Source organism: Sediminicoccus sp. KRV36, assembly GCF_023243115.1.
Classification (GTDB): Bacteria; Pseudomonadota; Alphaproteobacteria; order Acetobacterales; family Acetobacteraceae; genus Roseococcus.
In genome coordinates this window covers 1,769,751-1,794,872 of record NZ_CP085081.1, presented here as the reverse complement: position 1 = coordinate 1,794,872, position 25,122 = coordinate 1,769,751, and the positions used below count along the sequence as shown (strand labels likewise).

Annotated in this window: 27 protein-coding genes; 16 read left to right on the top strand and 11 right to left on the bottom strand. The window is 67.2% G+C overall.

The genetic code is table 11. From position 1 onward, the window contains the following. Positions 1–38: 38 nt before the first annotated feature. On the top strand, positions 39–740 hold the full coding sequence (locus LHU95_RS08155) for a hypothetical protein (RefSeq protein ID WP_248710870.1): 702 nt from the start codon (positions 39–41) through the stop codon (positions 738–740). Here the strand turns inward: LHU95_RS08155 and LHU95_RS08150 are convergent. After that, positions 680–1,369 (bottom strand): hypothetical protein, encoded by a 690-nt coding sequence (locus LHU95_RS08150; RefSeq protein ID WP_248710869.1) that lies wholly within the window; start codon positions 1,367–1,369, stop codon positions 680–682. The two genes, LHU95_RS08155 and LHU95_RS08150, sit on opposite strands and share 61 nt — an antisense overlap. 363 nt (positions 1,370–1,732) lie before the next feature. Here LHU95_RS08150 and hpnJ point away from each other — a divergent pair, with 363 nt between their 5' ends. The 9 genes from hpnJ to LHU95_RS08105 all read left to right on the top strand — a co-directional run bounded on the left by hpnJ (position 1,733) and on the right by LHU95_RS08105 (position 10,210). Then, positions 1,733–3,166 (top strand): hopanoid biosynthesis associated radical SAM protein HpnJ, encoded by a 1,434-nt coding sequence (gene hpnJ, locus LHU95_RS08145; protein ID WP_248710868.1) that lies wholly within the window; start codon positions 1,733–1,735, stop codon positions 3,164–3,166. Positions 3,167–3,234: 68 nt separating this feature from the next. Next, positions 3,235–4,362: a kelch repeat-containing protein gene (locus tag LHU95_RS08140; RefSeq protein WP_248710867.1), complete on the top strand. Its 1,128-nt coding sequence runs from the start codon at positions 3,235–3,237 to the stop codon at positions 4,360–4,362. Next, positions 4,359–5,366 (top strand): alpha/beta fold hydrolase, encoded by a 1,008-nt coding sequence (locus LHU95_RS08135; RefSeq protein WP_248710866.1) that lies wholly within the window; start codon positions 4,359–4,361, stop codon positions 5,364–5,366. Before LHU95_RS08140 ends, LHU95_RS08135 begins: the two co-directional genes overlap by 4 nt. A 40-nt stretch (positions 5,367–5,406) precedes the next feature. After that, positions 5,407–6,228, top strand: a complete 822-nt coding sequence (locus tag LHU95_RS08130; RefSeq protein ID WP_248710865.1) for a CoA transferase — start codon at positions 5,407–5,409, stop codon at positions 6,226–6,228. Continuing rightward, positions 6,225–6,965 (top strand): CoA synthetase, encoded by a 741-nt coding sequence (locus tag LHU95_RS08125; RefSeq protein ID WP_248710864.1) that lies wholly within the window; start codon positions 6,225–6,227, stop codon positions 6,963–6,965. The genes LHU95_RS08130 and LHU95_RS08125 overlap by 4 nt, the downstream gene beginning before the upstream one ends. Before the next feature lie 75 nt (positions 6,966–7,040). Then, on the top strand, positions 7,041–7,718 hold the full coding sequence (locus LHU95_RS08120; RefSeq protein WP_248710863.1) for a nitroreductase: 678 nt from the start codon (positions 7,041–7,043) through the stop codon (positions 7,716–7,718). A 65-nt stretch (positions 7,719–7,783) separates the two neighbouring features. Further along, positions 7,784–9,058, top strand: a complete 1,275-nt coding sequence (locus tag LHU95_RS08115; RefSeq protein ID WP_248710862.1) for a CaiB/BaiF CoA-transferase family protein — start codon at positions 7,784–7,786, stop codon at positions 9,056–9,058. Between the two features lie 10 nt (positions 9,059–9,068). Further along, positions 9,069–9,809: a hypothetical protein gene (locus LHU95_RS08110; protein ID WP_248710861.1), complete on the top strand. Its 741-nt coding sequence runs from the start codon at positions 9,069–9,071 to the stop codon at positions 9,807–9,809. 143 nt (positions 9,810–9,952) lie between these two features. Then, a complete protein-coding gene (locus LHU95_RS08105) occupies positions 9,953–10,210 on the top strand; it encodes a hypothetical protein (RefSeq protein WP_248710860.1) in 258 nt (85 codons plus the stop codon). Here LHU95_RS08105 and LHU95_RS08100 read toward each other — a convergent pair. The 3 genes from LHU95_RS08100 to LHU95_RS08090 are packed head-to-tail and all read right to left on the bottom strand — an operon-like array spanning position 10,194 to position 12,126. After that, a complete protein-coding gene (locus LHU95_RS08100) occupies positions 10,194–10,583 on the bottom strand; it encodes a hypothetical protein (RefSeq protein ID WP_248710859.1) in 390 nt (129 codons plus the stop codon). The genes LHU95_RS08105 and LHU95_RS08100 overlap by 17 nt on opposite strands. After that, entirely contained in the window at positions 10,580–11,458 is an 879-nt protein-coding gene (locus LHU95_RS08095) for a phosphatidylcholine/phosphatidylserine synthase (RefSeq protein ID WP_248710858.1), read from the bottom strand. Before LHU95_RS08095 ends, LHU95_RS08100 begins: the two co-directional genes overlap by 4 nt. Next, positions 11,455–12,126, bottom strand: a complete 672-nt coding sequence (locus tag LHU95_RS08090; RefSeq protein ID WP_248710857.1) for a phosphatidylserine decarboxylase — start codon at positions 12,124–12,126, stop codon at positions 11,455–11,457. Before LHU95_RS08090 ends, LHU95_RS08095 begins: the two co-directional genes overlap by 4 nt. 48 nt (positions 12,127–12,174) lie before the next feature. Here LHU95_RS08090 and LHU95_RS08085 point away from each other — a divergent pair, with 48 nt between their 5' ends. Continuing rightward, a complete protein-coding gene (locus tag LHU95_RS08085) occupies positions 12,175–12,579 on the top strand; it encodes a hypothetical protein (RefSeq protein WP_248710856.1) in 405 nt (134 codons plus the stop codon). Between the two features lie 15 nt (positions 12,580–12,594). Here the strand turns inward: LHU95_RS08085 and cls are convergent, their stop codons facing one another. The 3 genes from cls to LHU95_RS08070 all read right to left on the bottom strand — a co-directional run bounded on the left by cls (position 12,595) and on the right by LHU95_RS08070 (position 16,006). Continuing rightward, positions 12,595–14,022, bottom strand: coding sequence for a cardiolipin synthase (cls, locus tag LHU95_RS08080; protein WP_248710855.1), 1,428 nt, complete (start codon positions 14,020–14,022; stop codon positions 12,595–12,597). Positions 14,023–14,125: 103 nt separating this feature from the next. Next, entirely contained in the window at positions 14,126–14,983 is an 858-nt protein-coding gene (locus LHU95_RS08075) for an isocitrate lyase/PEP mutase family protein (protein ID WP_248710854.1), read from the bottom strand. Positions 14,984–15,034: 51 nt separating this feature from the next. Then, entirely contained in the window at positions 15,035–16,006 is a 972-nt protein-coding gene (locus LHU95_RS08070) for a tripartite tricarboxylate transporter substrate-binding protein (RefSeq protein ID WP_248710853.1), read from the bottom strand. A gap of 123 nt (positions 16,007–16,129) precedes the next feature. Here LHU95_RS08070 and LHU95_RS08065 point away from each other — a divergent pair, with 123 nt between their 5' ends. Then, positions 16,130–17,605 carry a phospholipase D family protein gene (locus LHU95_RS08065; protein ID WP_248710852.1) on the top strand — a complete coding sequence of 492 codons (1,476 nt, stop codon included), beginning with the start codon at positions 16,130–16,132 and terminating at the stop codon, positions 17,603–17,605. 114 nt (positions 17,606–17,719) lie between these two features. Then, positions 17,720–18,133 carry a hypothetical protein gene (locus LHU95_RS08060; protein WP_248710851.1) on the top strand — a complete coding sequence of 138 codons (414 nt, stop codon included), beginning with the start codon at positions 17,720–17,722 and terminating at the stop codon, positions 18,131–18,133. A 47-nt stretch (positions 18,134–18,180) separates the two neighbouring features. Here the strand turns inward: LHU95_RS08060 and uvrB are convergent, their stop codons facing one another. Continuing rightward, a complete protein-coding gene (gene uvrB, locus LHU95_RS08055) occupies positions 18,181–20,406 on the bottom strand; it encodes an excinuclease ABC subunit UvrB (RefSeq protein ID WP_283094297.1) in 2,226 nt (741 codons plus the stop codon). A gap of 69 nt (positions 20,407–20,475) precedes the next feature. Here uvrB and LHU95_RS08050 point away from each other — a divergent pair, with 69 nt between their 5' ends. Then, positions 20,476–20,715 carry a hypothetical protein gene (locus tag LHU95_RS08050; protein ID WP_248710850.1) on the top strand — a complete coding sequence of 80 codons (240 nt, stop codon included), beginning with the start codon at positions 20,476–20,478 and terminating at the stop codon, positions 20,713–20,715. A 2-nt stretch (positions 20,716–20,717) separates the two neighbouring features. Continuing rightward, entirely contained in the window at positions 20,718–21,113 is a 396-nt protein-coding gene (locus tag LHU95_RS08045; RefSeq protein WP_248710849.1) for a carboxymuconolactone decarboxylase family protein, read from the top strand. Positions 21,114–21,142: 29 nt separating this feature from the next. Here LHU95_RS08045 and LHU95_RS08040 read toward each other — a convergent pair whose 3' ends face one another. Continuing rightward, the gene (locus LHU95_RS08040; protein WP_248710848.1) at positions 21,143–21,502 is read right to left on the bottom strand and encodes a DUF6481 family protein; all 360 of its coding nucleotides are present in this window, start codon (positions 21,500–21,502) and stop codon (positions 21,143–21,145) included. Positions 21,503–21,597: 95 nt separating this feature from the next. Between LHU95_RS08040 and LHU95_RS08035 the strand changes: the two genes are divergently transcribed. Beyond that, positions 21,598–23,238 carry an NAD(P)/FAD-dependent oxidoreductase gene (locus LHU95_RS08035; protein ID WP_248710847.1) on the top strand — a complete coding sequence of 547 codons (1,641 nt, stop codon included), beginning with the start codon at positions 21,598–21,600 and terminating at the stop codon, positions 23,236–23,238. Here LHU95_RS08035 and LHU95_RS08030 read toward each other — a convergent pair. Together LHU95_RS08030 and LHU95_RS08025 are read right to left on the bottom strand one after the other, a co-directional pair. Beyond that, positions 23,229–24,221, bottom strand: coding sequence for a lysylphosphatidylglycerol synthase domain-containing protein (locus tag LHU95_RS08030; RefSeq protein ID WP_248710846.1), 993 nt, complete (start codon positions 24,219–24,221; stop codon positions 23,229–23,231). The two genes, LHU95_RS08035 and LHU95_RS08030, sit on opposite strands and share 10 nt — an antisense overlap. A gap of 202 nt (positions 24,222–24,423) precedes the next feature. Then, the gene (locus LHU95_RS08025; protein WP_248710845.1) at positions 24,424–25,092 is read right to left on the bottom strand and encodes a glutathione S-transferase family protein; all 669 of its coding nucleotides are present in this window, start codon (positions 25,090–25,092) and stop codon (positions 24,424–24,426) included. Positions 25,093–25,122: the final 30 nt, after the last annotated feature.

Here is a 25,122-nt window from a genome sequence, read left to right as displayed (position 1 = left end):
GCCTGTATCCCGGTTTCCACATTCAAGAATATGCAGCCATGACCGTTCGCGTATCTCAATTTGAACCCGAAAACGACATTATCGCACACGCTATTATTTGGCGCTCACTGGAGTATTGCACTCTTGTTATCCGAAACAGCGAAGATGATTTTGATAAATTCAAAGGATCTAGTTTCGTAATCGGAAATGACACGATATTTTATCTGCGAGTATACCAAGGTCATATTCAAGCTGATGTGACAGCGACTCTCTATCTATCTGACGAGATATATGATGAAGCCATTATTTCAGAGATGGTTCTGCGGATCATTCAGGAAATGCAGATACCCGAAACGGCGATAGCTTGGCGTAGAGGGCAGAAATTCCAGTTTGGAATTTTAGAGCGATCACCGCACGACCGCTTACTGGAGCGGGAAGCTCGCCTTCTAGTCCTTAAAATTGCGGCCAGCCAAAAAAGTCGCTCCATCTCTATTGCTGACTTACGTAGAGAAATCCCTAAATACTTTGATCTCTCAGCGGCCGACCGAACCCCATCACCGTCAAGGAGAAATGAAGTTGCTTGGCATATTGTCCTCCGCAACGCGACATCATCTCACAAGGACGGCCCCAAGACAATATTCGGTCAAGGTTGGGCCAAGAAGATACCAGGAGGCATTCAGGTAACTCGAATCGGCCTAGCCTACTTGAATAGCATTGGATTTTCTGATTTTGTTGCCGCCGATTTTGAAGAATTAGAATAACGCCGCTTGTATCCGAGGGGTAGCCACTTCAAACTTGTTTCGCGTGGCCTACTTTCTACGTCCCACACGAACCAAGCATAAGCAGTTGTACCGCTTCCCTTCACGACTGCACCCGCCGGATAAAAAGTAATACGTTCGCTAAATACCCATACGCGCGCCGGGGGCATATTCTGAAAGATATTTCTTTGGCGGTTGGCCCCCTCCAGAAATGCGAGGCGCAGCAGGAGGCACAGCTTTTTTGTCGATTGACGCAATCCAGCCTCCACAAACCCCTCTGCACTATTGTAGGGAGGGTTTGTGATAATGTTTTCTACGGTGTGCGACAATGCGAGAAAATCGACGCCACTCTTGCCAAAACCTCTGTCATAAAGGTCGCTCGCTTCAACAGGTAATCCGGTACAGGCGAGGACACGTGCCATGGTTCCGTCGCCGCATGCCGGCTCCCAAATCCGTCCTTCAAATCGCTCGCTGTCCACCAAAACGCGCGTCGCCCATTCAGGGGTCGGGTAAAAATCGGGGCCGTCGAGATCAGCTGACCGCTTGACCGGGGGCTTGAAGGCACCGTTGAGATTGTAGGTCGGATCCATGTTAAGAACGTAGGCGAAGCAGCCTTGGAAGGGAATCGTCATCCAACCAAAAGTCGCGCGCATGGCCAAGCTGGCTAGCTGTGCCGAGCAGAACGCCCAACCCAAGTCACTTTACCTCGACTTTTCCGGCATTTCTTCCTACCTTCTCATCCATGTGCTCTACCCTCCCCCTCCCCGTCCAAAGCTCCTCCCCGCCCCCGCCGCGCCCCCTCCGGCATTTGTCCGAAAACATCACGTCTCGCGGTAAGGGCGTAAGGCCGTAAGATGGTCAGGCCCCACCCTCGCCTGCGCACCCCAAGCGACTCCATCCGCCGCTGGACTTCCGCGGGCAAACCCGGCATCCGTTCGCTCTCCGGCCTTGGGGTTTGCCCTGGGGTCGCCTCTGACAAAAGGCTTGCTCCCGGCATGATGCGCACGCTCTTCCTCCAGGCTCCTTCCTTCGATGGCTTCGATGGGGGTGCAGGTTCGCGCTATCAGGCCCGGCGGGAGATCAAGTCCTTCTGGTTCCCCACCTGGCTGGCCCAGCCGGCGGCGTTGATCCCCGGCTCCAAGCTGGTGGATGCGCCGCCGCACAACCAGTCGCTGGCGGATGTCGCCCCCATGGCGCGGGATTATGACATGGCGGTGCTGCACACCTCCACACCCTCCTTCGCGTCCGATGTGAAGGTGGCCGAGCGGCTGAAGGCCGAAAACCCCAATATCAAGATCGGGTTGATCGGCGCCAAGGTTGCCGTCCAGGCGAATGAAAGCCTGCGCGATGCCCCGGTGGTGGATTGGGTGGCGCGCAATGAGTTCGATTTCACGGTGAAGGACGTGGCGTCGGGCATGGATCTCTCGGCCATCAAGGGGCTGAGCTTCCGTAACAGCGAAGGCGTCATCGTCCACAACCAGGACCGCGCCATGCTGGAAAACATGGATGATCTTCCCTTCGTGAGTGAGGTCTACAAGCGGGACCTGCAATACGAAAAGTATTTCATCGGCTATCTGAAGCATCCCTATGTCAGCTTCTACACAGGCCGCGGCTGCAAGAGCCGCTGCACCTTCTGCCTCTGGCCGCAGACGGTGGGCGGGCATCGCTACCGCACGCGCTCGGTCGGCCATGTGATCGAGGAGATCAAATACGTCCTCGCCAATTTCCCCGGGCTGAAGGAAATCTTCTTCGACGATGACACCTTCACGGATGATCTGCCGCGCGCGGAAGCCATCGCGAAGGAGCTGGGCAAGCTCGGCGTCACCTGGTCCTGCAATGCCAAGGCCAATGTGCCGCGCGCCTCGCTGAAGGTGATGGCGGATAATGGACTGCGCCTGCTGCTGGTGGGGTATGAGACGGGCAATCAGCAAATCCTGGTAAACATCAAGAAGGGCATGCGCATTGATGTGGCGCGGCAATTCACGAAGGATTGCCATGAGCTCGGCATCAAGATCCACGGCACCTTCATCCTCGGCCTGCCGGGCGAGACGAAGGAGACGATCCAGGAAACCATCCGCTTCGCGATCGAGACCAACCCCCACACGGTGCAGGTGAGCCTGGCGGCCCCCTATCCCGGCACCTTCCTGTGGGACCAGGCGGCGCGCGAAGGCTGGCTGGATACGGCCAATACCGAATATGTGGATGCGCATGGCGTGCAGATCGCGCCGCTCGCCTATCCGCATCTGGCGCATACGGAAATCTTCGACAGCGTGGAAACATTCTACCGGAAATTCTATTTCCGCGCGCCGAAGATCGCCTCCATCTGCGGTGAGATGATCCGTGACCGGCAGATGATGGTGCGCCGCCTGCGGGAGGGGGTGGAGTTCTTCCGCTTCCTGCGGGAGCGTGCCGGCAGCAAGGCCGCCTGAGGCCCCCTGCCACCCGGCGGCGCGGCGGGCTACAACCCGAGGCCTCACATATTGGGAGTCTTGCTTCGATGGATCGTCGTCATCTTCTCGGCGCCGGCGCGGCTCTTCTGGCGGGCCCGGCCTTGGCGCAATCGGCGCATCAGCATCATGCGCCGGCGCTGCGGCCCTTGCCCTCCTCGCCGCAGCCCTTTGCCAATGTGTTCCAGGGTGGCGCGCCGCATCACATCACGCCCCAGCAGGAGGCGCAGCGCGTCACGGCCTCACCCGCGCCAGCCGGCCCGCCGGGGCGCTGGGTGACGCGGGCCGACATGCCGATCCCGCGCAGCGAAATGGCCTGGGCCACGGCCTGGAATGGCCGCATGCATGTGGTGGGCGGCTATGGCGAGGGGCAGTTCAACCGCGCCTATCACACCGTCTATGACCCGGCTTCGGACCGCTGGTATGACGCGGCCCCGCTGCCGCGCGGCGCCAACCACGTGGCCGTGGTGGCCGATGCCGGCCGCGTCTATGCGCTGGGCGGCTTCATCGAGCAGAACCGCCTGTGTGACGACCACGCCTATGTCTATGACGTGGCGGCGGATCGCTGGCGGGAGATCGCCCGCCTGCCCCGCCCGCGCGGTGCCGCCGCCGCCACCATGCTGGAGGGCAAGCTGCACCTTATCGGCGGTGCGACGGACCCCGCGGATGAGCGCGCCAGCATCGCCTGGCACGAGGTCTATGACCCCGCGACCGATCGGTGGGAGCGCCGCCGCCCGCTGCCCGCCGGGCGCGACCATGTCGGCTGCGTCACCTATAACGGCCTGATCCATGTGATCGGCGGGCGCTTCAACACCTTCCAGTTCAACACCGACCAGCACCACGTCTATCTCCCGGCGCGGGATTTCTGGGAGGAGCGCGCGCCGCTGCCCACGCCGCGCTCCGGCCATGGCATGGTGATCTATCGCGACCGCTTCTTCTGCATGGGTGGTGAGGGCGGCATCATCGAGCGCGGTGTCGCACGCGATGCCAAGGTCTTCGGCCAGATGGAAAGCTACGACCCTGGCACCAACACCTGGCAAAGCCACGCGCCGATGCCGACACCGCGCCATGCGGTGGCGGCGGTGACCATCGGCGATGCCATCTATGTGGCGGGCGGCGGTGCCGTACTCGGCGGCATGGTGCAATCCGCGGTGCATGAGGCCTTCACCTTATCATGACCTGGCCCACGCAAACCGGCATCCATGCGCTGGGTGACATGCCCACTCTCTCGGGCGAGATGATCCGCGACGCCAAGCTGAGCTGGAAGGCGCATGGCACGCTCTCGCCCAAGCGGGACAATGTGATCCTCTATCCCACCAGCTATTCGGCGCTGCATCCGGAGCTGGAATGGCTGATCGGGCCGGATGGCATTCTCGACCCGACGCGCTGGTTCATCATCCAGCCGGACATGTTCGCCAATGGGCTGTCCTCCAGCCCTTCGAATGATGCGGCGTATCCGGCGCTCGTCACCTCCTGGGACAATGTGCAGGCGCAGCGGCGGCTGCTGACGGAGGTGTTCGGGGTGGAGCGCCTCCACTGCGTCTATGGCTGGTCCATGGGCGCGCAGCAGGCCTATCACTGGGCGGCGATCTTCCCCGGGGCGGTGGAGCGCATCATCGCCATTTGCGGCAGCGCGCGCACGGCGGTGCACAACCAGGTGTTCCTGCGCAGCCTGATGGCGGTGCTGGAAGCGGCACCCGAGCATATCGGCGGTGGGCGCTTCTCGGCCAAGCCGGTGGCCGCCTTGCGCGCCTTTGGCCGCATCTATGCGAGCTGGGCGCTGAGCCAGGATTTCTATCGCGCGGGGCGGCACCTGGCGAATGAGCCGAGCCTGGAAGCCTTCCTGGTCAACCAGTGGGAAGCCCGCTGGGGCATGCGCGATGCCGGCAATCTTTATGCCCAGGCGCGCTGCTGGGATGCTGGCGATATCAGCGCCAACCCGCTTTACGGCGGGGATCTCTCCCAGGCGCTGGCGGCGATCGAAGCGCGCGTGCTGCTGATGCCGGGCGAGACGGATCTCTATTTCCGCGTGGCCGACAATGCGCTGGAATTGCCGCATCTGCGTCATGGTGAGATGCGCGTGATCCCCAGCATCAACGGGCATCGCGCGGGCAATCCCCTGGGCCTGCCCGAGGATTTTGCCTTCCTCAAGGCTGCCACGCGGGAGTGGCTGGAAGCCTGACAACTTCCGGTCTAGCCTCGCGCCCAGGAAGGAACGCCCCATGACCCCAATGAGCCTGGACGCGATGGCCGCGAGCATCCCCGATGGGGCAATGATCGCGCTGCCGCCCGACAACTCCCTCCCCTCCGTCGCACTCGCCAAGGCGCTGATCCGCCGGGGTGCGCGCAAGCTGCGCCTGGTGGGCGTGCCGATCTCGGGCTTCGCCACCGATATCCTGATCGGCGCGGGCTGCGTGGAGGAGGTGCAGACCAGCGCGGTCACGCTGGGCGAGGCCGGCTTCGCGCCGCGCTTCTCGGCCGCACTCAAGGCCGGCACGTTGCGCATCCTGGACGCCACCTGCCCGGCCATCCACACCATGCTGCAAGCCACCGAGAAAGGCGTGCCCTTCATGCCGCTGCGCGGGTTGATCGGCAGCGACATCCTGGCCAACCGCCCGGATTGGCGGGTGGTGGAAAGCCCCTTTGGCACCGGCGAGAAAATCACGCTCCTGCCCGCGCTCAATCCGGATGTGGCCGTGTTCCACGCCGTGATGGCCGATAGCGTCGGCAATGTCTGGGTGGGGCGGCGGCGTGAATGCGCCACCATCGCCCATGCCAGCAAGCGCGCCCTCGTCACGGTGGAGCGTGTGGTGGAGGGCAACTTCCTCGAGGATGAGCGCCTCTGCCCCGGCGCCATCAACGCGACCTATATCTCGGGTGTGGCCATCGCCGAGCGTGGCGCGCAGCCGGCCGCCCTGCTGGATGAATACGGCTTCGACACCGAATACGTGCTGGCCTATGCCCGCGCCGCCAAGACCGAGGCGGGCTTCGCCGAATGGTGCGCCGAGCATGTGTTTGGCGGGCAAGCGGTGGCCGCCGAATGAGCTACCGGACCGAAGAACTTCTCGCCGTCTCCATCGCGCGGCTGATCCGTGCCGTGCCGACGGCGCATATCGCGGTGGGTGCCGCCTCGCCCATTCCGGCCGCCGCCTGCTGGCTCTGCGTGAAGCAGGGTGAGCCGCTTCGGCTTTCGCTGCTGCACAAGCGCACCGGCAATCCCTTCACCGAAGGCTCGCGCGAGTTGTTTGACCTGACGGGCCAGGGCCGCGTGGACCTGTTCTTCCTCGGCGGCGGGGAGATTGATGGTCAGGCCAATCTCAACCTCATCGGCACGGGCGATTGGCCCGGCCTGGGCGTCCGTTTCCCCGGCAGCTTCGGCTCGGCCTTCATGTATTTCATGGCCGGCCGCACCATCCTCTTCCGCGAGGAGCACAGCCCGCGCGTGCTGGTGGACCGCGTGGCCCATATCTCGGCGCCCGGCGTTTCGGAGCCGGGCGTCTACCGCCGCGGCCATGCGCAGGCGCTGGTGACCGGGCGCTGCATCTTCCACTTCCACCCGGAGCGCGGCCGCTTCTCCCTCGCCTCCATCCATGCCGGTGAAACGCTGGAGAGCATCCGCGCCATGACCGGCTTCGAATTCGATGTGGCGGAGGATGTTGGCGAAACCCCCGCACCGACCGAAGCGGAGCTCGCTTTGCTGCGCGGCGCCGTCTGTGACGAGATGCTGGAAACCTATCCGGAATTCTGCAGCCGCGTCTTCGGGCGCGCCAGGGCCGCCTGAGCCACGGAACGGCGATGCCGCGGGCATGAGGGGCAGCGCCCCTCCATGCCTCGCCCCTCAACCCGGAGACGCGCATTGGATTTCGAGACCCTCTCCCGCACCCGCCGCAGCGTGCGCGGCTACCGGGCGGACCCCGTGCCGCGCAGCGTGATCGAGGAGATCATCGAGGTCGCGAAGCGCGCCCCCTCCTCGATGAACACCCAGCCCTGGCATGTCCATGTGCTGACCGGCGCGCCGCTGGAGCGGGTTCGCCAGCGCAACATGGAAACCATGGCGGGTGGTGCGAAAGCCAATCGCGATATTGTCAGCCACGGCGAATATGCCGGCGTGCATCGCGCCCGGCAGGTGGCGGTCGCCGTCAAGCTCTTTGGCGCCATGGGCATCGCGCGCGATGACAAGGCGATGCGCCAGGATTGGGTGATGCGCGGCTTCCGCCAATTCGATGCGCCGGTCTCCCTGGTGCTGAGCTATGACCGCAGCCTCGATCCGGGGGCCGTCGTGCATTTCGACCTGGGCGCGCTCAGCTACGGCATCTGCCTCGCCGCCTGGGATCGGGGCCTCGGCACGGTGGTGAATGGGCAGGGCATCATGCGCTCCGAGATCGTGCGCGAGGAGGCCGGCATTCCCGAGGACCAGGTGATCATGACCTGCATCGCGCTCGGCTATCCGGAGGAGAGCTTTCCCGCCAATGGCGTGACCGCCGACCGCGAGCCGAACGCCAGTTTCGTTCACTTCGTGGGCTTCACGGAATAGTTCCGAGGTTCGACAAAATCGCGGCACCGGCGCATCTTGCGGCTGCGAGAGGGAGAAGAATTGCCATGGACATGCCAGCCACCACCGGGCCCGTGCCGATCGGCGCCGGCAACTCCACCGTGCCCGCAGGGGCGGGCAACGCGACCGGCCCTGGCGCGCTCTCCGGCCTGCGCGTCGTGGACCTCACCCGCGTGCTGGGCGGCCCCTATTGCACCATGATCCTGAGCGACCACGGGGCTGAGGTCATCAAGCTCGAACCGCCCCAGGGCGATGAGGTGCGCGACTGGGGCCCCCCCTTCAACGCCGATGGCGATGCCAGCTATTTCGTCGGCGTGAACCGCAACAAGCGGAGCGTCGGCCTTGATCTCAGCAAGCCCGAGGGGCGCGAGGTGCTGATGCGCCTGCTCGAAGGCGCCGATATCCTGGTCGAGAATTTCAAGCCGGGCAGCATGGAGAAATGGGGCCTGGGTTATGAGGAGGTTCTCTCCAAGCGCTTCCCGCGCCTGATCCATTGCCGCGTCTCGGGCTTTGGCGGCACCGGGCCGCTCGGCGGCTTCCCGGGCTATGACGCCATCCTGCAGGCCATGGTGGGCCTGATGTCCATCAACGGCACCGAAAATTCCGGGCCGACGCGCCTGGGCACCCCCATCGTGGATATCGCGACCGGGCTGTTCAGCGCCATAGCCATCCTGATGGCCGTGGTCGAGCGCGAGAAATCCGGCCAGGGGCAATATTGTGACATGACGCTGCATGATTGCGGCATGGCGCTGCTGCACCCGCATGCCGCCAATTACTTCCTGAACGGCAAGCGGCCCGTCGCCACCGGCAACCCGCACCCAAACCTGGCGCCCTATGCCAAGTTCACGACGAAGACCTGCGAGATTTTCGTGGGCTGCGGCAATGACCCGACCTTCCGGAAATTCTCGGAGTTCCTGGGCCTGCCGGAGCTTTGGCAGGATCCGCGCTTCAAGACCAATGGCCAGCGCGTCATCAACAAGGCGGCGCTGACCGAAATCCTGGATGCGCGCTTCGCCGGCGAGGATGGGCATGATCTCTGCCAGCGCATGCTCTCGGCCGGCCTGCCCGCCGGGCCGGTGCTGGGCGTGGATGAGGCGATGGCCGCCGCCCATACCGCGCACCGCCAGATGGTGACGGAAAAGGATGGCTTCGTCGGCCTCGGCACGCCCATCAAGCTGAGCCGGACGCCCGGCGGCACCCGCGCCGCCCCGCCCCGCTTCGGCCAGCACACGCAGGAGGTTCTGGCGAAGCTCGGCTTCTCCGGTGAGGAGATCGCCAAGCTGCACGAGGCCGGGGTGCTGGTGGAAAAGCGCCGCAAGTGAGCCGCGCGGCATGACTCTGCCGGAAATCCGGGAGGCGGATGCGCCGCCCGAAGTCGCAGCCATCTACGGCAAGCTGCGCGAGGCCTATGGCCTGCCGCTGGTGAACCTGATCTGGCGGCATTTCGCGACCCTGCCGGGCGTCCTGCCCTGGGCCTGGGCGAGTGTGGCGCCCGCCCTGCCCCTGGTACCGGCCGCCACGGCGCGGCTGGTCGCAGCACTGGAGCCGCTGCCCAGCCTTCCGCTTGGTGCTGGCGCGGCCGAACTCGCGGCACTCTACAACCGCGGCAATCTCAGCAATCTGATCGTCCTGACGGCGCTGCTGCGCGGCAAGCAGGGCCATGCCGAGGCCCCGGCCGGCCCGCCGCCCGCCATGCTGCCAGCCCCACCGCCCCTGCCCCGCCTGGATGCGCTCAGCCCCAAAGTGCTGCGTGAGGTCCTGGCCCTGGCGGGGCTGCATGGGCATGCGGGGGGCGTCATTCCCACGCTCTATCTGCATCTGGCGCATTGGCCCGAAGTGCTGGCGCCGCTCTACGCCGCCCTGTCCCCCATGATGGCGATGGGCGGCATCCAGAGCCTGCGGGACCGCGCGCTTGGCGCCGCATCGCTCGAAGCCACGGCCTTGCAGCCCTATCTCGCGCAGCCGCCCGAGCCGCCGGCCGAAGCCCTGGCCGCCGCGCGCGAGGCGCTGGCGCAATTCACCGGGCGGGTGATCGCGGAGATGGTGCCCATCGGCCTGATGCTGCGGCGATAACCCGACACCCCGCTTGGCCGGCGGCCGCGTGATGCGGCATGCTGCGCCGGATGAGGATGCTTCCTGCAACCCTGGCGCTGCTCCTGCTGCTCACCCCCGCGGCAAGCAACGCGCAACCAGGCCGGGCCTGCCTTGGGCCACGGATGCTGCAACTTCAGCCCGTGGTGGTGATCCCGGAGGCTGGGTTCTTCAGCTATCGCCTGCAGGTGTTCAATGCGGGGGCCGCGCGGCGGAATTTTTCCTACCACTTCCCGCTGCCCCTGCTGACGCCACCGCCTGGCGCGGTCTACGCCTTCGACATCCGGCCGCAGCAGAGCATCATCATCCAACTCGGCACCACGCAGCAGCGCGCCACGGAGGCGGCGCTGCAAGGCGCGCTGCGGATCACCTGCCACTCCTGAGCCAGTTGCGCGCGAATTCCTCCTGCGCCGGCGTCTCCACCGCGCGCGAATCATGTTCGGCGCGCACCCAGGCGACAGGGTCGCCCGGAACGCCGGCCTCGGCCGCGAGGCAGGCCAGGATGGTGCCGGTCCGGCCCAGCCCGGCGCGACAGCCGACATAGAAGAGACGATCCGGCTCGGCGGCCATCGCGGCGCGCAGGGCTTCCAACGTGGCGCGCAGCTCGGCCGGGTCAGGCAGGCCGAAATCCACGATATCCAGCGTCATGGCCGCCGCCGCCCGGTTCGGGGCGTGCGGGTCCAGGCAGAGGCCGAAGGCGCCCTCCGGCAGGGCGGTGAAGGGGCCGGCGGCGAACTGAACCCCGCCGATCTTCACGCGGCGGGCTGGGCCACGGGCTCCGCCGCGGCCTCCCGCATCGCTTCCGCCTCGCGCTTCAGCCGCGTGAAGGAACGCGCGGAGAAATACAGCATGCCGAAATACATCAGCCCGCCGAGCGAAAGCGCCGCCCAGGGCTCGGTCACCAGGAAGGCGATGAAGCCGCCGGTGCCCAGCAACAGCGGCAGCACCATCTGGGCCGGCACCTTGAAATTCTTGAAGGACCAGGAGGGCACGGTGCTGACCATCAGCCCGCCCACCAGGAACAGCATCACGGCGCTGAACAGCGGATGCCGCGCCGCCTGCGCGAGCCCGTCCCAGCCCCATTCGGCGAAGCCGAGCGAGGCAAAGAGCGGCAACAGCGCCAACCCCGCCCCGGCCGGCGCGGGAACGCCCGTGAAGAAGGCATGGGCATAGGCCGGCTTGACCTGGGGGATGGTCCCCGGCTCGGCAATGCTGGCCGCGTTGAACCGCGCGAGGCGCAGCGCGCTGCAAACGGCGAACATGGTGCAGGGGATGAAGCCGATCGGCCCCGCATTCTGCAGGGTCCAGAGATACAGGATCAGGCCCGGCGCCACGCCGAAACACAGGAAATCACTGAGGCTGTCGAATTCCGCGCCGAAGCGCGAGGTGCCCTTGAGCAGCCGGGCGATGCGCCCATCCAGCCCGTCGATCACCCCCGCCGCCACGATGAAGGCGGCGGCCTGGGCGAAGCGCCCTTCCAGCCCGAAGCGAATGGCGACCAGCCCGGCGCAAAGCCCCATCATGGTCAGCAGGTTCGGGATCAGCCGGTTGAAGGAGGGGCCACGATAGCGCGGCCGCTGCCGCGGCGTGTTGAAGCGGCGCAGCCGGCCGCGCAGCCCGGGCTTGCTCACGCAAGCTCCGCCAGGATGGATTCGCCGCCGATCATCGTCTGGCCCACCAGCACCAGGGGCTTCACACCGGGCGGCAGGTAGACATCGGTGCGGCTGCCGAAGCGGATGATGCCGAAGCGCTCGCCCGCCATGAGCCGGTCGCCCTCATGCGCGGAACACAGGATGCGCCGCGCGACCAGCCCCGCGATCTGCACGCAGGCCAGGTCCCGGCCATCGGGCAATTCGAAGCGCAGCGCATTGCGCTCATTCTCCTCGGAGGCCTTTTCCATGCTGGCATCCATGAACTTGCCATGGCGGTAGGAAATGCGCGTCACGCGGCCCTGCACCGGGCTGCGATTCACATGCACATCCAGCACCGAGAGGAAGATCGCGACGCGCCAGCGCGGCTCGCTGCCCATGTCCAGTTCGGCCGGTGGGATGGCGGGGCCGACGAGGACGACCTTGCCATCCGCCGGGGCCAGCACGAGGTCATGCCGCGCTGGGGGGACGCGCTTGGGATCGCGGAAGAAATACAGGCAGAAGGCGGTGAAGAAGGCGCCGATCCAGAACAGCCAGGAGCCGAGGATCAGCCCCCCCAGCAGCGCCACCCCGGCGCCGGCATAGATGAAGGGCCGCCCGGCCGGGTGCGGCGGAGCGAGGACGAGGGAGAGGCTGTTCGCGAGAGACATCGCTCGGTTTATCCTCTGTTCACCCATTCGCGGCAAGTTGTGCTTCGCATGATGACCCTTGGCCCCTTCGCCGTCGCCCGCGACGGCACGCTCTCCCCCCGCGCCCCGGGGCTCAGCCCGGCCATCCGCTTCGCCTGGCGCGGCCGGCTTTGCGAGGCCCTGATGCAGGAAGGCGGGTTGCGCCTGCGCGCCATCGCGGGCCGCATCCCCTCCACGGCGGAACCCGGCGCCGACCGCCATTCCACCATCCGCGCCCTGGCCGGCATTCCGCCCGACATGCCGCCGGGCTGGATGCTGCGCCTCACCGCGGATCACCGCCTGGCGGTCGAGACGCAGGCCCCTCACCGGGCCACCGCCGTCGCCCTCCTGGGCGAGATGGTGCGCTTCGCGCTGGCGCTGGACCCTTATCTGGACCGGCTGGAAGGCATCGGCGCCGCACCCGCCACCCCATGAGCGGGGGCTGCCAGCCTACAGAACGGGGCTGAGCACCGAGGCGATGTTGTTCCGCAACTGCCGATGCCACGGCCAGGCCGCCACATCGGCGGGCAGGACCGGGCGGCTGCGGGCGATGTAGCTCTCCTGCAGGGCGCGCATCGCGGCCGTGGCCTCGGCGTCGTACAGTAGGATGTTGTTCTCGTAGTTCAGGTCGAAGCTGCGGCGGTCCATATTGGCCGAGCCGATCAGCGTCACCTCGCCATCCAGCGTCAGGGATTTGGTGTGCAGCAGGCCGCCCTGATATTCATGGATCCGCACGCCCGCCTCCAGCAGATCGGCGTAGTAGCTCTGGCTGGCGGCGGCCACGGCGAAGTTGTCGTTGCGCGCGGGGAAGATGATGCTGGTCGCGACACCGCGATTGCCGGCCGCCCGCAAGGCCGCCTGCATGGCCTCATCCGGCACGTAATAGGGGGTGGAGATCACCAATTCCCGCCGGGCGGCGTAGATCAGGCTCTGGAACATCTCGGGCATGGCGGAGTGGCGCTCGGTCGGCCCGCTGGCCACCACCTGCGCGATGATACCGCCCGCCGCATCCGGGCCCGGCGGCTCCAGCAGGATGTCACGCAGGTCGTCATCGCCCCAGCTCATCCAGTCGCTGGCGAAGAGATGCTGGTTCTGCCGCGCGATCGGGCCTTCGAAGCGCATCACCGCATCCACCCAGGGCGCGAATTTCGCCTTGGGCAGGAATTCCGGATCGGCGCAGTTCTGGCTGCCGCACCAGGTGATGCGGTTGTCGATCACGATGATCTTGCGGTGGTTGCGCAGGTCAATCCGCCCATCCAGCGTGCGCAGGATGGGAAAGCCCAGCGGCAGCGCGCGCGCCAGCCGCACGCCGGCCGCGGCCATCGCCGCCCAATGCGGGCTGCGGATCATGGCGCGGGAGCCGATGTCATCCGCAACCGCCCGGCACGCCACGCCGCGCGCCGCGGCCCGCTTCAGCGCCTCGGCCACGCGCAGGCCATTGCCATCGGGCAGCCAGATATAGAACAGCAGATGCACATGCCGCGTCGCCGCATCGATATCGGCGACGATGGCGGTGATGGAGGCGTTGGAATCACCGATCAGCCGCGCCGTATTGCCCCCCACCGGCCCATAGCCGCTGATGGATTGGCCGACGCGGAACAACCCCTCCAGACGCTCCGGAATCGCCGGGGCCGCCGCGCCCTCGGCCAGGCCCATGCGGGCCGCTTCGGGCAATTCCGCCAGCACGCGCTGCATCCGCGCCGCCCGCCGGCGGCCGATATTGGTCTCGCCCAGCACCAGATAGGCCAGCATGCCCACCACCGGCACGGCAAGGGCCAGCACCACCCAGGCCACGCGGGAGGCTGGGTCGCGATGCGGCCGGAGCAGGACGCGGATGATGACCGCGCATTGCGCGGCCAGGTGCAGGGCCAGGATCATGCCCGCCAGCTTGCGGCGAAATCACCGGCCCCGCCAACCTCGCGGAATGGGACCCCGTGACGGCGATCTCCGCCCGGGCAGCGCCGCTGGGGCGATGGGCGCGCTACACCAGGAACGGCTTGCCCTGCACGTCATAATCCGGATAGCCGAGCGTGGTGCGCAGGACGGCCGGGCTGAGCGCGCTGGCACTCTCCGCCTCGCCCGCCAGCAGCGCGGCCAGCCCCGCCTGCATCCCCGCGATGGCAGGTGAGAGCATCGCCGTCGGGTAGGTGCCGATCTTCAGCCCCAGCGCCGCCGCCTCGGTCACCGAGGGAATGCGCCGCCCCGGCCCGGGCGAGAGCACCGCGAAGGAGGGCCTGCCCTTCGCCGCCGCCACCGCGCGGCGGAATTCCTCATCATCGGCCGGGCTGTCGAGGAACAGGATATCGGCCCCCTCCTCGACATACATCTCGATCCGCGCCACCGCCTCATCAATGCCCTGCGTCGGCCGGCAATCGGTGCGCGCCAGGATCAGGATGCCGGAATCCTTCGCGGCCTGCACAGCGGCGCGGATCTTCATGCGCGCTTCCTCACGCGGCAGGCAGGGCTTGCCGGAGGAGGTGAGCTGACGCGGCGTGATCTTGTCCTCGATGAGGATCGCGGCTGCCCCGGCGCGGCCATAGGCGCGCACGGTGCGCTGGACGTTCAGCGGGTTGCCATAGCCATGGTCGCCATCGGCCAGGATCAGCGTCTCGGGGGCGGCGCCATGCACCATGTTGAAGCTGTCGAACATCTCGCCGAAGGAAATCAGATCGAGGTCGGGGCCACCCAGCCGGCTCGCCGCCACGCAGGAGCCGGAGAGGAAGGCGGTCTTGTAGCCGGCCCCCGCGGCCAGCTTCGCGCTCAGCCCGTCCCAGACGGCGGGCATGACGACGAAGCCGGGTTCGGCAAGATGGGCGCGCAGGCGTTCGGGCGGGGTCATGGCATTCCTCAGCGTTTCTGTGGCCAAAGGCTAGGCGCTTGGCCCAACCCGTCAATCCACCGTGATGCGGCCGGTGCGCACGACGCGCTGCCACCGCGCGATCTCGCCTTCCTGGAAGGCCGCGAAAGCTGCTGGCGTGCTCGCCACGATATCAAAGCCCAGCTCACCCAGGCGCGCGGCGACGACGGGTGCGCGCAAACCCGCCACCGCCGCCGCATGCACCCGCTCGACCAGCGCGGGCGCCATGGCCGGCGGCCCGCCGAAGCCCTGCCAGGAATAGACCACGAAATCGCTGAGGCCGAGCTCCGCGCCCGTCGGCACCTGCGGCAGCAGCGGGCTGCGCGCCTCCGACGTGATCAGGATGGGGCGCACTCGCCCTTCGGCGATATGCGGCATGATCGAGCCGAGATTCTGGAAGGAAAGCTGCACCGTGCCCTGCAGCAGCGCGGTCGTCGCCGGCGCGCCGCCGCTGAAGGGGATATGCGTGATCTCCGTCCCCGTCGCCTGGCGGAACATCTCCATGGTGAGGTGATCGGAGGAGCCGGCGCCGCTGGTGGAATAGCTGGCATTGCGCCCGGGCGCCCGCAGCCAGGCCAGCACGCCCGGCAGGTCCGTCGCTGGAAGGGCGGCGCTGTTGATCACCAGCACATTGGGCGTGCGCACCGTCTGCATGATGCGGGTGAGCTGCGTGACGGGGTCATAGGCGAGGTTCGGCCGGAGGGCGACGTTGATCGCCCAGGTGCTGATCGGCGCATGCATCAGCGTATAGCCATCCGGTGCCGCGCGGATCACCTGGCGGGCCCCCACCTCACCCGTGGCGCCGGGGCGGTTTTCCACCGTGACGGGCCGGCCCAGCGCGCCCTGCATGGCATTGGCCATGGCGCGGGCGATGATGTCGGAGGAGGAGCCGGGCGCGAAGGGAACGATGATGGAGACACCCCGCGTCGGCCAATCCGCCTGGGCGAAGGCGGCGCCCGCAGGCAGCATCAGCGGCAGGGCCTGGAGCAGGTTGCGGCGGTTCATGGCGTGGTTCCCTCGGTTTTCCAAATCCTGCGACATGCGGGGCGCCACGGCCAGCCCCTGCAACCCGCGCGGTGCCGGCTGGTTTCTGCTATCCCCCCGCATGGCCTTCCCTCCAGCTGCAAGATGAGCACACCCAACCAGACCCTCCTGCAACGCAGCATCGCCGACGCAGTGCCGCATGCCGCGGGGCGCGTCAGCGGCGTGGCCCTGATGCGCGATGCCGGCGATGCCTTCGCCGTGCGGGCCGCCAGCGCGCGGGCCGCCGGCCGCAGCCTCGACCTGCAATATTACATGTGGCGCGGCGACGTGACGGGGCAGCTGCTCGCGCAGGAAGTGCTTGAGGCCGCCGATCGTGGGGTGACGGTGCGGCTGCTGCTGGATGACGTCTATGCCCTGGGCCGGGAGCGCACGCTGGCCGCCCTGGATGCGCATCCGCTGATCGAGGTGCGGCTGTTCAACGGCACGCGCTGGCGCCGCTTCGGCCGCCTCGGCTTTCTGCTGGAGCTGGCCTTTGGCGGGCGGCATCTGAACCGGCGCATGCACAATAAATCCTGGATCGCCGATGACTGCCTGGCGGTGGTGGGTGGGCGCAACCTGGGCGATGCGTATTTCGGCCTGGGCGCGCGCGGCGCCGTGCAATTCCGGGACCTCGATCTGCTGATCGCGGGGCCGGCTGCGCAGCAGGCGACGCACGTCTTCAACCGCTACTGGGCGAGCCCTCTGGCGCGGCCCGCGCGCCTCGCCGCCGCCACCGCCGAGCGCCAGGGCGGCTTGCCGGCGCTGCGCATGGTGCTGGCCTGCGCGGAGGATCGCCCGGCCGCGGATGCGCTGCTCGCCCGCCTCGGGGAGCCGGTGCTGGATGAGTTGGCCCAGGGGTCGGGGCTGCGGCTGCTGCCGCATCACGCCATCCAGGTGGTGGCCGACCCGCCGGCGAAGGCGAAGCGCGGGCTGCGGGCCCGCAAGCGCGCCCGCGCCGCTGGCGGCATCGCCGCCGAGATCGCCGATGCCTTGCGCCAGGCGCGGCAAGAGGCGCTGCTCATCTCGCCCTATTTCGTGCCGGGCCAGGCCGGGCTCAAGCTGCTGTGTGACCTGTGCGCGCGCGGGGTGCGGGTTTCCGTCGTCACCAATTCACTGGCGGCGACGGATGTGGTGGCCGTGCATGGCGGCTACGCGAAGTATCGCCAGGCCTTGCTGGCGGCGGGGGTGACGCTGTTCGAACTGAAACCCCGCTGGCCGGACGGAGAAACCAAGGGCAAGACCAGCCTGCTCGGCTCACGCGGGGCGGCGCTGCACACCAAGGCCTTTGCGGTGGATGGCGCGCTGGGCTTCGTGGGCTCCTTCAACCTCGATCCGCGCTCGGCCGCGCTGAACACGGAGATGGGCACCTTCGTGTGCGACGCCGTGATCGCCGGCGAAGTGGCGGCGGAACATGCGCGCCTCGCGGATCCGGCGGTGAGCTGGCAGGTGGTGTGGGAGGATGGGCGGATCGGCTGGCGCGATGGCGGCGTCGCGACCCTCCGGCAGGAACCAATGGCAGGCGCATGGCGGCGCGTGCTGGCCGGGCTGGTGCGGCGCCTGCCGGTGGAGGAGCAGCTGTGACAGGCCCGCGGGGTGCCGCATCGCATGATCGCCGCGCCGCGACATTTCCATGACATTCAATTTGCAGGCAGCGCAATAATCGCCTCTGATACAGATCCAACCCGGAGCATCGCCATGCGAAAGTTGATCCTTGCCTGCCTCCTTGTTGCTGGCTGCGCGGCTGGCGATGGCACGTCCAGTCCCCAGGCCACCGCCCCGACCGGCGACCCCTCTTTCGATGGCCGGTATACCGGGACGGTCTTATCCATCTCTCCGCCTGTCTGTGGTCAGCCCGGCGGCCGCATCGTGATGACAGTGGCAAATGGCGGGCTTTCGATGCGCCTCGGCGGGGGGCGCAACCTGCTGACAGCGCGTGTGAACCCGGGCGGGTCCATCTCCGATGTCACCTTCTCCGGTCCGGTCTGGGTTGGATCGTCATCGGGCAGCGGGCAAGTCACCGATGGCGAGGTCACGCTGCGTCTGTCCACGAGCGACCCTTCCTTCAGCGTCCCCTGCGCGTATCAGTACACTGCCCGCAAAGCCGCGTAGAACCAGCGCCGGACAATTGTGTCACGACGCCGATATTCTGGTCGAACTCACGGCCCCGACCGCCCGCGGCTTCCCCCGCGGGCCTTCATCTTCTTCGGGTCATAGCCCCCGCCCCCTGGCCCCATGGGCTTGGGCTTCCAGTCCTTCTTGGGCGTCGCCTCACGCAGGGAACGCCCGGCCTCATTGGGTGTCAGCGCGCTGCCCGATGGGGCGCTGCCCGGCGTGGCGATGTCCAGTTCCAGCGCCTCCAGCCGCTTGATCTCGTCGCGCAGCCGGGCCGCCGTCTCGAATTCCAGGTCGGCCGCCGCCGCGCGCATCTTCTTCTCCATCTCGGCGATGGCCGAGCGCAGGTCACGGCCGACGAATTGCGCCGTCGCATCGCCCTCCACCGCCTCCACCGTCACGTAGTCGCCCTGGCTCACATCGCGCAGCACATCGCTGATCTCCCGCTTGATGGAGGTGGGGGTGATGCCGTGCTCAGTGTTGTAGGCGATTTGCTTGTTGCGCCGCCGCTCCGTCTCCTCCAGGGCGCGCTTCATGCTGTCGGTCATGCGGTCGGCGTAGAGGATGACGCGGCCTTCGGCATTGCGGGCCGCCCGGCCGATGGTCTGGATGAGCGAGGTGGTGGAGCGCAGGAAGCCTTCCTTATCCGCGTCCAGGATGGTCACGAGGCCGCATTCGGGAATATCCAGCCCCTCGCGCAGCAGGTTGATGCCGATCAGCGCGTCGAACACGCCGCGGCGCAGGTCGCGGATGATCTCGATGCGCTCCAGCGTGTCCACATCGGAATGGAGGTAGCGCACGCGCACGCCCATTTCCGTCAGGTATTCGGTGAGTTGCTCGGCCATCTTCTTGGTCAGCACCGTGACCAGCACGCGCTCGCCCTTGGCGGCGCAGGCCTTGCACTCGGCCAGCAGGTCATCCACCTGATTTTCCACAGGGCGGATGTCGCAGACGGGGTCCACAAGGCCGGTCGGACGGATCACCTGCTCGGCGAAGACGCCGCCGGTGCGCTCCATTTCCCAGGGGCCGGGGGTGGCGCTGACGAAGACGGTCTGCGGGCGGAAACTCTCCCACTCCTCGAATTTCAGCGGGCGGTTATCTGTGCAGCTCGGCAGGCGGAAGCCGTATTCGCTGAGGATGATCTTGCGCGCATAGTCGCCCTTATACATGCCGCCGATCTGCGGCACGGTGACGTGGCTTTCATCCACCACCAGCAACGCGCCCTCGGGCAGATATTCGAACAGCGTCGGCGGCGGTTCGCCCGGATTCCGGCCGGAGAGATAGCGGGAATAATTCTCGATTCCCTTGCAGGAGCCGGTGGTCTCCATCATCTCGATATCGAAGGTGGTGCGCTGGTCCAGGCGCTGGGCTTCCAGCAGCTTGCCCTCCTTTTCCAGGATCAGCAGGTGCTCCTTCAGCTCCGCCTTGATGCGGCCGATGGCCTGCTGCATCGTCGGCCGCGGCGTCACGTAGTGGCTGTTGGCGTAGATGCTCACGCGCTCGAACTCGCCGGTGATTTCGCCGGTCAGCGGGTCGAATTCGCGCAGGGATTCGATGTCGTCGCCAAAGAGGTTGATGCGCCAGGCGCGATCCTCCAGCTGCGCGGGCCAGACATCCACGCTCTCGCCCCGCACCCGGAAGCTGCCGCGCTGGAAGGCCATGTCATTGCGGCGATATTGCTGCTCGACCAGGCCCTTCAGCAGCGCATCGCGGGAGATGCTGCCCCCCACTTCCAGCTTCACCACCATGTTGGAATAGGTCTCGACCGAGCCGATGCCGTAGATGCAGGAGACGCTGGCCACGATCACCACATCCCGCCGCTCCAGCAGGGATTGCGTGGCAGAGTGCCGCATGCGGTCAATCTGCTCGTTGATCTGGCTGTCTTTTTCGATATAGGTGTCGGTGCGCGGCACATAGGCTTCGGGCTGGTAATAGTCGTAGTAGCTGACGAAATATTCCACCGCGTTGTCGGGGAAGAAGCTCTTCATCTCGCCGTAGAGTTGCGCGGCCAGGGTCTTGTTGGGCGCCAGCACCAAGGTGGGACGCTGCACCGCCTCGATCACCTTCGCCATGGTGAAGGTCTTGCCCGAGCCCGTGACACCCAGCAGCACCTGGTCCCGCTCATTGCCCTGCACGCCGGCGATGAGTTCGCGGATGGCGGTGGGCTGGTCGCCATTCGGCTCGAAGGGGCTGACCACGCGCAACGGCTTGCCGGCGGGCGGCATGGGCTGGCGGATCGGCTGGAACGGCAGGGGGGCGATCATGTTCATGCCCCCAATATAGGATGGCGCGGCCGCCGCTGCGATGTCATATCCAGGGTCGAATCACAGGAATCCCGAATGCCCGAGGATGTGGACCCCGACGACAACTTCGTCAGCGATGACGCCTATGCGGCCGGCCGCGTGGCCTTCCAGGCGGGCGCCTCGGTGCTGGAAAACCCGATGGCCCAGACCGGCGATTGGGGAAAGGCCTGGTTCTCCGGCTGGCTGGACGCGCTGGCCGATGCCGTCACCGGCCATTCGCGCGAGCAGGGCGCCTATCGGCGGCTGCTGCGGCGCGACAGCGCGGAGCCATTCTGACCATGGACGAGAATGAAGCCCACGCCGCGCTCCGCAAGCGGGGCCGCGCCGAAATGCGGGAGATCCTGGGGGCCGCCTATACCGAGGCGCGTGACGCGACCACCACGCCCTTCAACGCGGCGATCCGGGCCCTTTCGGAGGAGATGGCCTATGCCACGCTCTGGACCCGGCCGGTGCTGGACCGCAAGCAGCGCAGCCTGATCACGCTGGGGATGCTCTGCGCGCTGAATCACCCGCATGAGCTGCGCATCCATCTGGTGGCGGCGCTGAACAATGGCTGCACGGCCGAGGAGATCAGCGAGGTCTTCACCCACGCCGTCGCCTATTGCGGCTTCCCGGCCTCGATAGACGCGCTACGCATGGCCGAGCAGGTGCTCAAGGAACAGGGCGCGCTGTAGGGCGCGCTGTCAGGCTCGCTCGGGGGGCCTCAGCGGCGCTTCTTGCGCGCCGCGTAGCGCGCGTCCCGCGCGGCCTTCTGCTCGACCAGCAATTGGGCGGCGCGGCGCTTTTCCTCGATCACCGCGCGGGCGGCTTCCTCGATGTCGCGCTGCTTCTGGGCGGCGGCCTCGGCCTTGGCGGCGGCGAGGGCGGCGGCCTTTTCATCGGCGCGGCGCTGTGCCTCGGCCTGGCGCAGCAGGCGCGCCTCACCGGCGGCCTTCTGCTCGGCCAGGCGGGCGATGACGGCGGGATCATCCGGGCCGGGCTGGGCGCGGAAGCGCTCCATCAGCTTGCGCTTGGCGTCGGCTGCGGAGGTCTGGCGATTGGCGAATGTGTCTTTGAAGCTCATCACGGGCTTCATAGCGCAGGCTTTCGCGCGCCGATATAGCCCCCTTTCGCATAGCGGACTTGACGCCAAGGCCCATCACGGCCGAGGGGAGGCGCATGCTTCGACTGACCGAAATCCGCCTGCCCCTCGATCATCCGCCTGAGGCGCTGGAAACCGCCATCCGCGCAAGGCTGGGTGGCGCCGAAATCCATGGCTTCACCATCTTCCGCCGCGGCTATGACGCGCGCAATCCACGGCGGATCATGCTGGCCTATACGCTGGATGTGGAAGCGCCGGAGGAAGCGGCGCTGTTGACCCGGGACACGGCCCTGCGCCAGGCGCCCGATACGGCCTACCGCTTCGTGGCGCGCGCGCCGGGCGGCCTGGCCGAACGCCCCGTCATCATCGGCACCGGCCCCTGCGGCCTGCTGGCAGCGCTGATCCTGGCGCAATCCGGCTTCCGGCCGATCATCCTGGAGCGCGGCAAGGTGGTGCGCGAACGCACCAAGGACACCTGGGACCTCTGGCGCCGGAACACGCTGCACCCTGAAAGCAATGTGCAATTCGGCGAGGGCGGGGCTGGCACCTTCTCGGACGGCAAGCTCTGGTCGCAGATCAAGGACCCCTTCCATTTCGGCCGCAAGGTGCTGGAGGAGTTCGTGAAGGCCGGCGCGCCGGAGGAAATCCTCTACGTCAGCAAGCCGCATATCGGCACCTTCCGCCTGGTGCAGATGGTGGAATCCATACGCGCCACGATCGAGGCGCTGGGCGGCGAATACCGCTTCGGCTGCCGGGTGGATGACCTCGACCTCGACGCGTCACGCCAGGTCCAGGGCGTGGTGCTGGAAGGCGGGGAGCGCATCGCCGCCCGGCATGTGGTGCTGGCCATCGGGCATTCGGCGCGGGACAGCTTCGCCATGCTGCATGCGCGCGGGGTTGCGATGCAGGCCAAGCCGTTTTCCATCGGTGTCAGGATCGAGCATCCGCAATCGCTGATTGATCGCAACCGCTTCGGCCCGCATGCCGGGCACCCCTTGCTGGGGGCGGCCGATTACAAGCTGGTGCATCACGCGGCCAATGGGCGCTCGGTCTACAGTTTCTGCATGTGTCCGGGGGGCACGGTGGTGGCGGCGGCGAGCGAGCCGGGGCGCCTCGTCACCAACGGGATGAGCCAGTATTCGCGCAATGAGCGCAACGCCAATGCCGGCATCGTGGTCGGCATCACGCCAGCTGATTACCCGGGTGGGCCGCTCGCCGGCATCGAATTTCAGCGCCACTGGGAGGAGGCCGCCTTCGCGGCCGGCGGCGGCACCTATGCCGCACCGGCGCAACGCGTCGAGGATTTCCTGGCCGGCCGCCCTTCCACCACGCTGGGCGATGTCATTCCCTCCTACCGCCCCGGCGTCACGCCGACCGATCTTGCCGCCTGCCTGCCGGATTTCGTGGTGGCCGCGATGCGCGAGGCGCTGCCCGCCTTTGACCGCCAGATCCCCGGCTTCGCCCTGGCCGATGCGGTGATGACGGGGGTGGAGACGCGCACCTCCTCGCCGCTGCGGATTCCGCGCGGGGTGGATTGCCAGAGCCTGAACACGCGCGGGCTGTATCCGGCGGGCGAAGGGGCGGGCTATGCGGGGGGCATCATGTCGGCCGGGGTGGATGGCATTCGCGTGGCCGAGGCGGTGGCGCTGGCCATGACCGATGGCGGGCCGGTGCGGGCCAGCGGCAGCCGGGCGGATGATGCGCTGACCTATGGCTGAGCGCGGGCGCCCCGCATCTCATCCTGCCGCCAGGCGATCAGCCCCGTGCTGCCCACCAGGATCTCCCGCGTGCGGCGCACCAGCGCGGCATTGGCGCTGGCTGCGAGCGGCACGCCCATCAGCATCCCCGCCGCGAGGATAGCCCCCTCCTGAACACCGGCCGAGCCTGGCAGCAGGAAGCCCGCATTGCGCAGCACCTGCGCGAAGCTCTCGATCACCAGCGCCTCGGCGAAGCTCACCGGATGGCCGATCAGCCAGAGCAGGACCATCATCTCGATGGCACCCATCATCCAGGAACCGAAATGCAGCGCCACCGCGCGGGCCAAGGCGGGACGGTTCGCGTGCAGGCGCAGCATCGCTTCCTGGAACTGGTCAATCCAGGCCGGGTCGAGGCGCGGCCAGCGGCGGGCCAGGCGCACCAGCAGGCGCCGCAAGGCGCGCAACGCTGGCGGTCGCTGCACCGCGAACAGGCCCACCACGGTCGCCAGGACAGCCGCGAGGCCGATCAGGAAGCCCGAGGTCTCGGCGTGCCGGTCCAGCGTCAGCAGCATGGCGAGGCCCAGCATGAGAAAGGGCAGCTGCGCCACGGATTCGAGAGCAATGCCGATGGTGGCCGTGCTCGTCGCCAATTCGGTCGGCACGCCGTCACGGATCATGAGGCGCGTCACGGCGGCCTGCCCCATCACCGCGCCGGCCGGCAGCAGGGAATCACCGGCCTCGCGGTACCAGCGCAGCCGGACCATGCGCCAGAAGGAGGGCCTGTGCTCGGGCGGCAGCAGGACGAGCCACGCCTTGGCGCCGAACATGAGCTGCGGCAGGTGCAGCGTGAAGGAGGCGAGCAGCGCCAGGGGCAGCGTCAGGAGGACAAGCCCCACCGCATTCACTTCGCCGCGGTTGATCAGGATCAGGCCAGCGAGCGCCAGCAGGCCCAGCACGAGCCCGTTGCGCAGCCCGCGGCGCCATGGCTTGTCGGCTTGGGTCAAGGATGACCGCCTTAGAGACCGTTTGGGAATGCTGGCGGGTCGGCTGCGCGGGTCTTTTCCGCCCCTGCCGTGTCGTGCCGAAGGCACGCCTCCGGCGTGACGCCAGACTTGCCGATGCAACCAGCATCGGCGGCGTCCGGCGCCTTGCAGGAGCGAAAAATCCCTCGCGCATCCTCCGCCGCCAGCATTCCCAAACGGTCTCTCAGAAATCCAGGTCGGCGTAGTGCGGCGGTGGTTCCAGCCCGCTGATCCGGTCGGCCAGGAGGGCGCGGAAACAGGGGCGCGACTTCACGCGGGCATACCAGTCGCGCGCCGACTGGTTGTGGCTCCAATCCACGTCATTGGCGTAGTCCAGCGCCGAGAGATGCCCGGCCGCCGCGAAATCCGCCATGCTGATCTGCGGCCCCGCGAGCCAGGTGTGGCGCTCGGCCAGGAAGCCGATCTCGTCCAGATGGGTCTTGAGATTGGCATAGCCCGCGCGGATCACGGCGCCATCCGGATGGCCATGCCCCAATTGCCGCTTCAGATGCCGCTCCCAGATCAGGTTGCGCGAGACCTCGGCGCCAAAGAGGTTGTCGAACCAGGAGAGCAGCCGCCGCACTTCCGCGCGTTCGGCCAAGGTGCGGCCGAACAGCGCGATATCGGGATAGGCCTCGTCCAGATATTCGCAGATGGCGTAGCTGTCGGCGAGGACGAGGCCGTTTTCCTCCACCAGCACCGGCACGGTGCAGGCGGGGTTCATCTCGATGAATTCGGGCCGCCGGTCCCAGACTTTTTCCACGCGCAGTTCGAAAGGGATGCGCTTTTCGGCCAGGGCCAGGCGCACCTTTCGCGAATAGGGCGAGAGCGGCAGATGATAGAGGATTCGCACCCCCCACTTATGCCATCTGCCGCCCGGTGA

Bases quoted from the DNA above. Each gene is read 5' to 3' on its own strand.
- LHU95_RS08085 (WP_248710856.1), top strand. From the start codon at position 12,175: ATGATGACCCTTGGCCCCTTCGCCGTCGCCCGCGACGGCACGCTCTCC.
- LHU95_RS08110 (WP_248710861.1), top strand. From the start codon at position 9,069: ATGACTCTGCCGGAAATCCGGGAGGCGGATGCGCCGCCCGAAGTCGCA.
- LHU95_RS08045 (WP_248710849.1), top strand. From the start codon at position 20,718: ATGGACGAGAATGAAGCCCACGCCGCGCTCCGCAAGCGGGGCCGCGCC.
- LHU95_RS08035 (WP_248710847.1), top strand. From the start codon at position 21,598: ATGCTTCGACTGACCGAAATCCGCCTGCCCCTCGATCATCCGCCTGAG.
- LHU95_RS08155 (WP_248710870.1), top strand. From the start codon at position 39: ATGACCGTTCGCGTATCTCAATTTGAACCCGAAAACGACATTATCGCA.
- hpnJ (WP_248710868.1), top strand. From the start codon at position 1,733: ATGATGCGCACGCTCTTCCTCCAGGCTCCTTCCTTCGATGGCTTCGAT.
- LHU95_RS08050 (WP_248710850.1), top strand. From the start codon at position 20,476: ATGCCCGAGGATGTGGACCCCGACGACAACTTCGTCAGCGATGACGCC.
- uvrB (WP_283094297.1), bottom strand. From the start codon at position 20,406: ATGAACATGATCGCCCCCCTGCCGTTCCAGCCGATCCGCCAGCCCATG.
- LHU95_RS08115 (WP_248710862.1), top strand. From the start codon at position 7,784: ATGGACATGCCAGCCACCACCGGGCCCGTGCCGATCGGCGCCGGCAAC.
- cls (WP_248710855.1), bottom strand. From the start codon at position 14,022: ATGATCCTGGCCCTGCACCTGGCCGCGCAATGCGCGGTCATCATCCGC.
- LHU95_RS08090 (WP_248710857.1), bottom strand. From the start codon at position 12,126: ATGTCTCTCGCGAACAGCCTCTCCCTCGTCCTCGCTCCGCCGCACCCG.
- LHU95_RS08075 (WP_248710854.1), bottom strand. From the start codon at position 14,983: ATGACCCCGCCCGAACGCCTGCGCGCCCATCTTGCCGAACCCGGCTTC.
- LHU95_RS08065 (WP_248710852.1), top strand. From the start codon at position 16,130: ATGAGCACACCCAACCAGACCCTCCTGCAACGCAGCATCGCCGACGCA.
- LHU95_RS08040 (WP_248710848.1), bottom strand. From the start codon at position 21,502: ATGAGCTTCAAAGACACATTCGCCAATCGCCAGACCTCCGCAGCCGAC.
- LHU95_RS08130 (WP_248710865.1), top strand. From the start codon at position 5,407: ATGACCCCAATGAGCCTGGACGCGATGGCCGCGAGCATCCCCGATGGG.
- LHU95_RS08135 (WP_248710866.1), top strand. From the start codon at position 4,359: ATGACCTGGCCCACGCAAACCGGCATCCATGCGCTGGGTGACATGCCC.
- LHU95_RS08140 (WP_248710867.1), top strand. From the start codon at position 3,235: ATGGATCGTCGTCATCTTCTCGGCGCCGGCGCGGCTCTTCTGGCGGGC.
- LHU95_RS08060 (WP_248710851.1), top strand. From the start codon at position 17,720: ATGCGAAAGTTGATCCTTGCCTGCCTCCTTGTTGCTGGCTGCGCGGCT.
- LHU95_RS08125 (WP_248710864.1), top strand. From the start codon at position 6,225: ATGAGCTACCGGACCGAAGAACTTCTCGCCGTCTCCATCGCGCGGCTG.
- LHU95_RS08105 (WP_248710860.1), top strand. From the start codon at position 9,953: ATGCTGCAACTTCAGCCCGTGGTGGTGATCCCGGAGGCTGGGTTCTTC.
- LHU95_RS08070 (WP_248710853.1), bottom strand. From the start codon at position 16,006: ATGAACCGCCGCAACCTGCTCCAGGCCCTGCCGCTGATGCTGCCTGCG.
- LHU95_RS08150 (WP_248710869.1), bottom strand. From the start codon at position 1,369: ATGACGATTCCCTTCCAAGGCTGCTTCGCCTACGTTCTTAACATGGAT.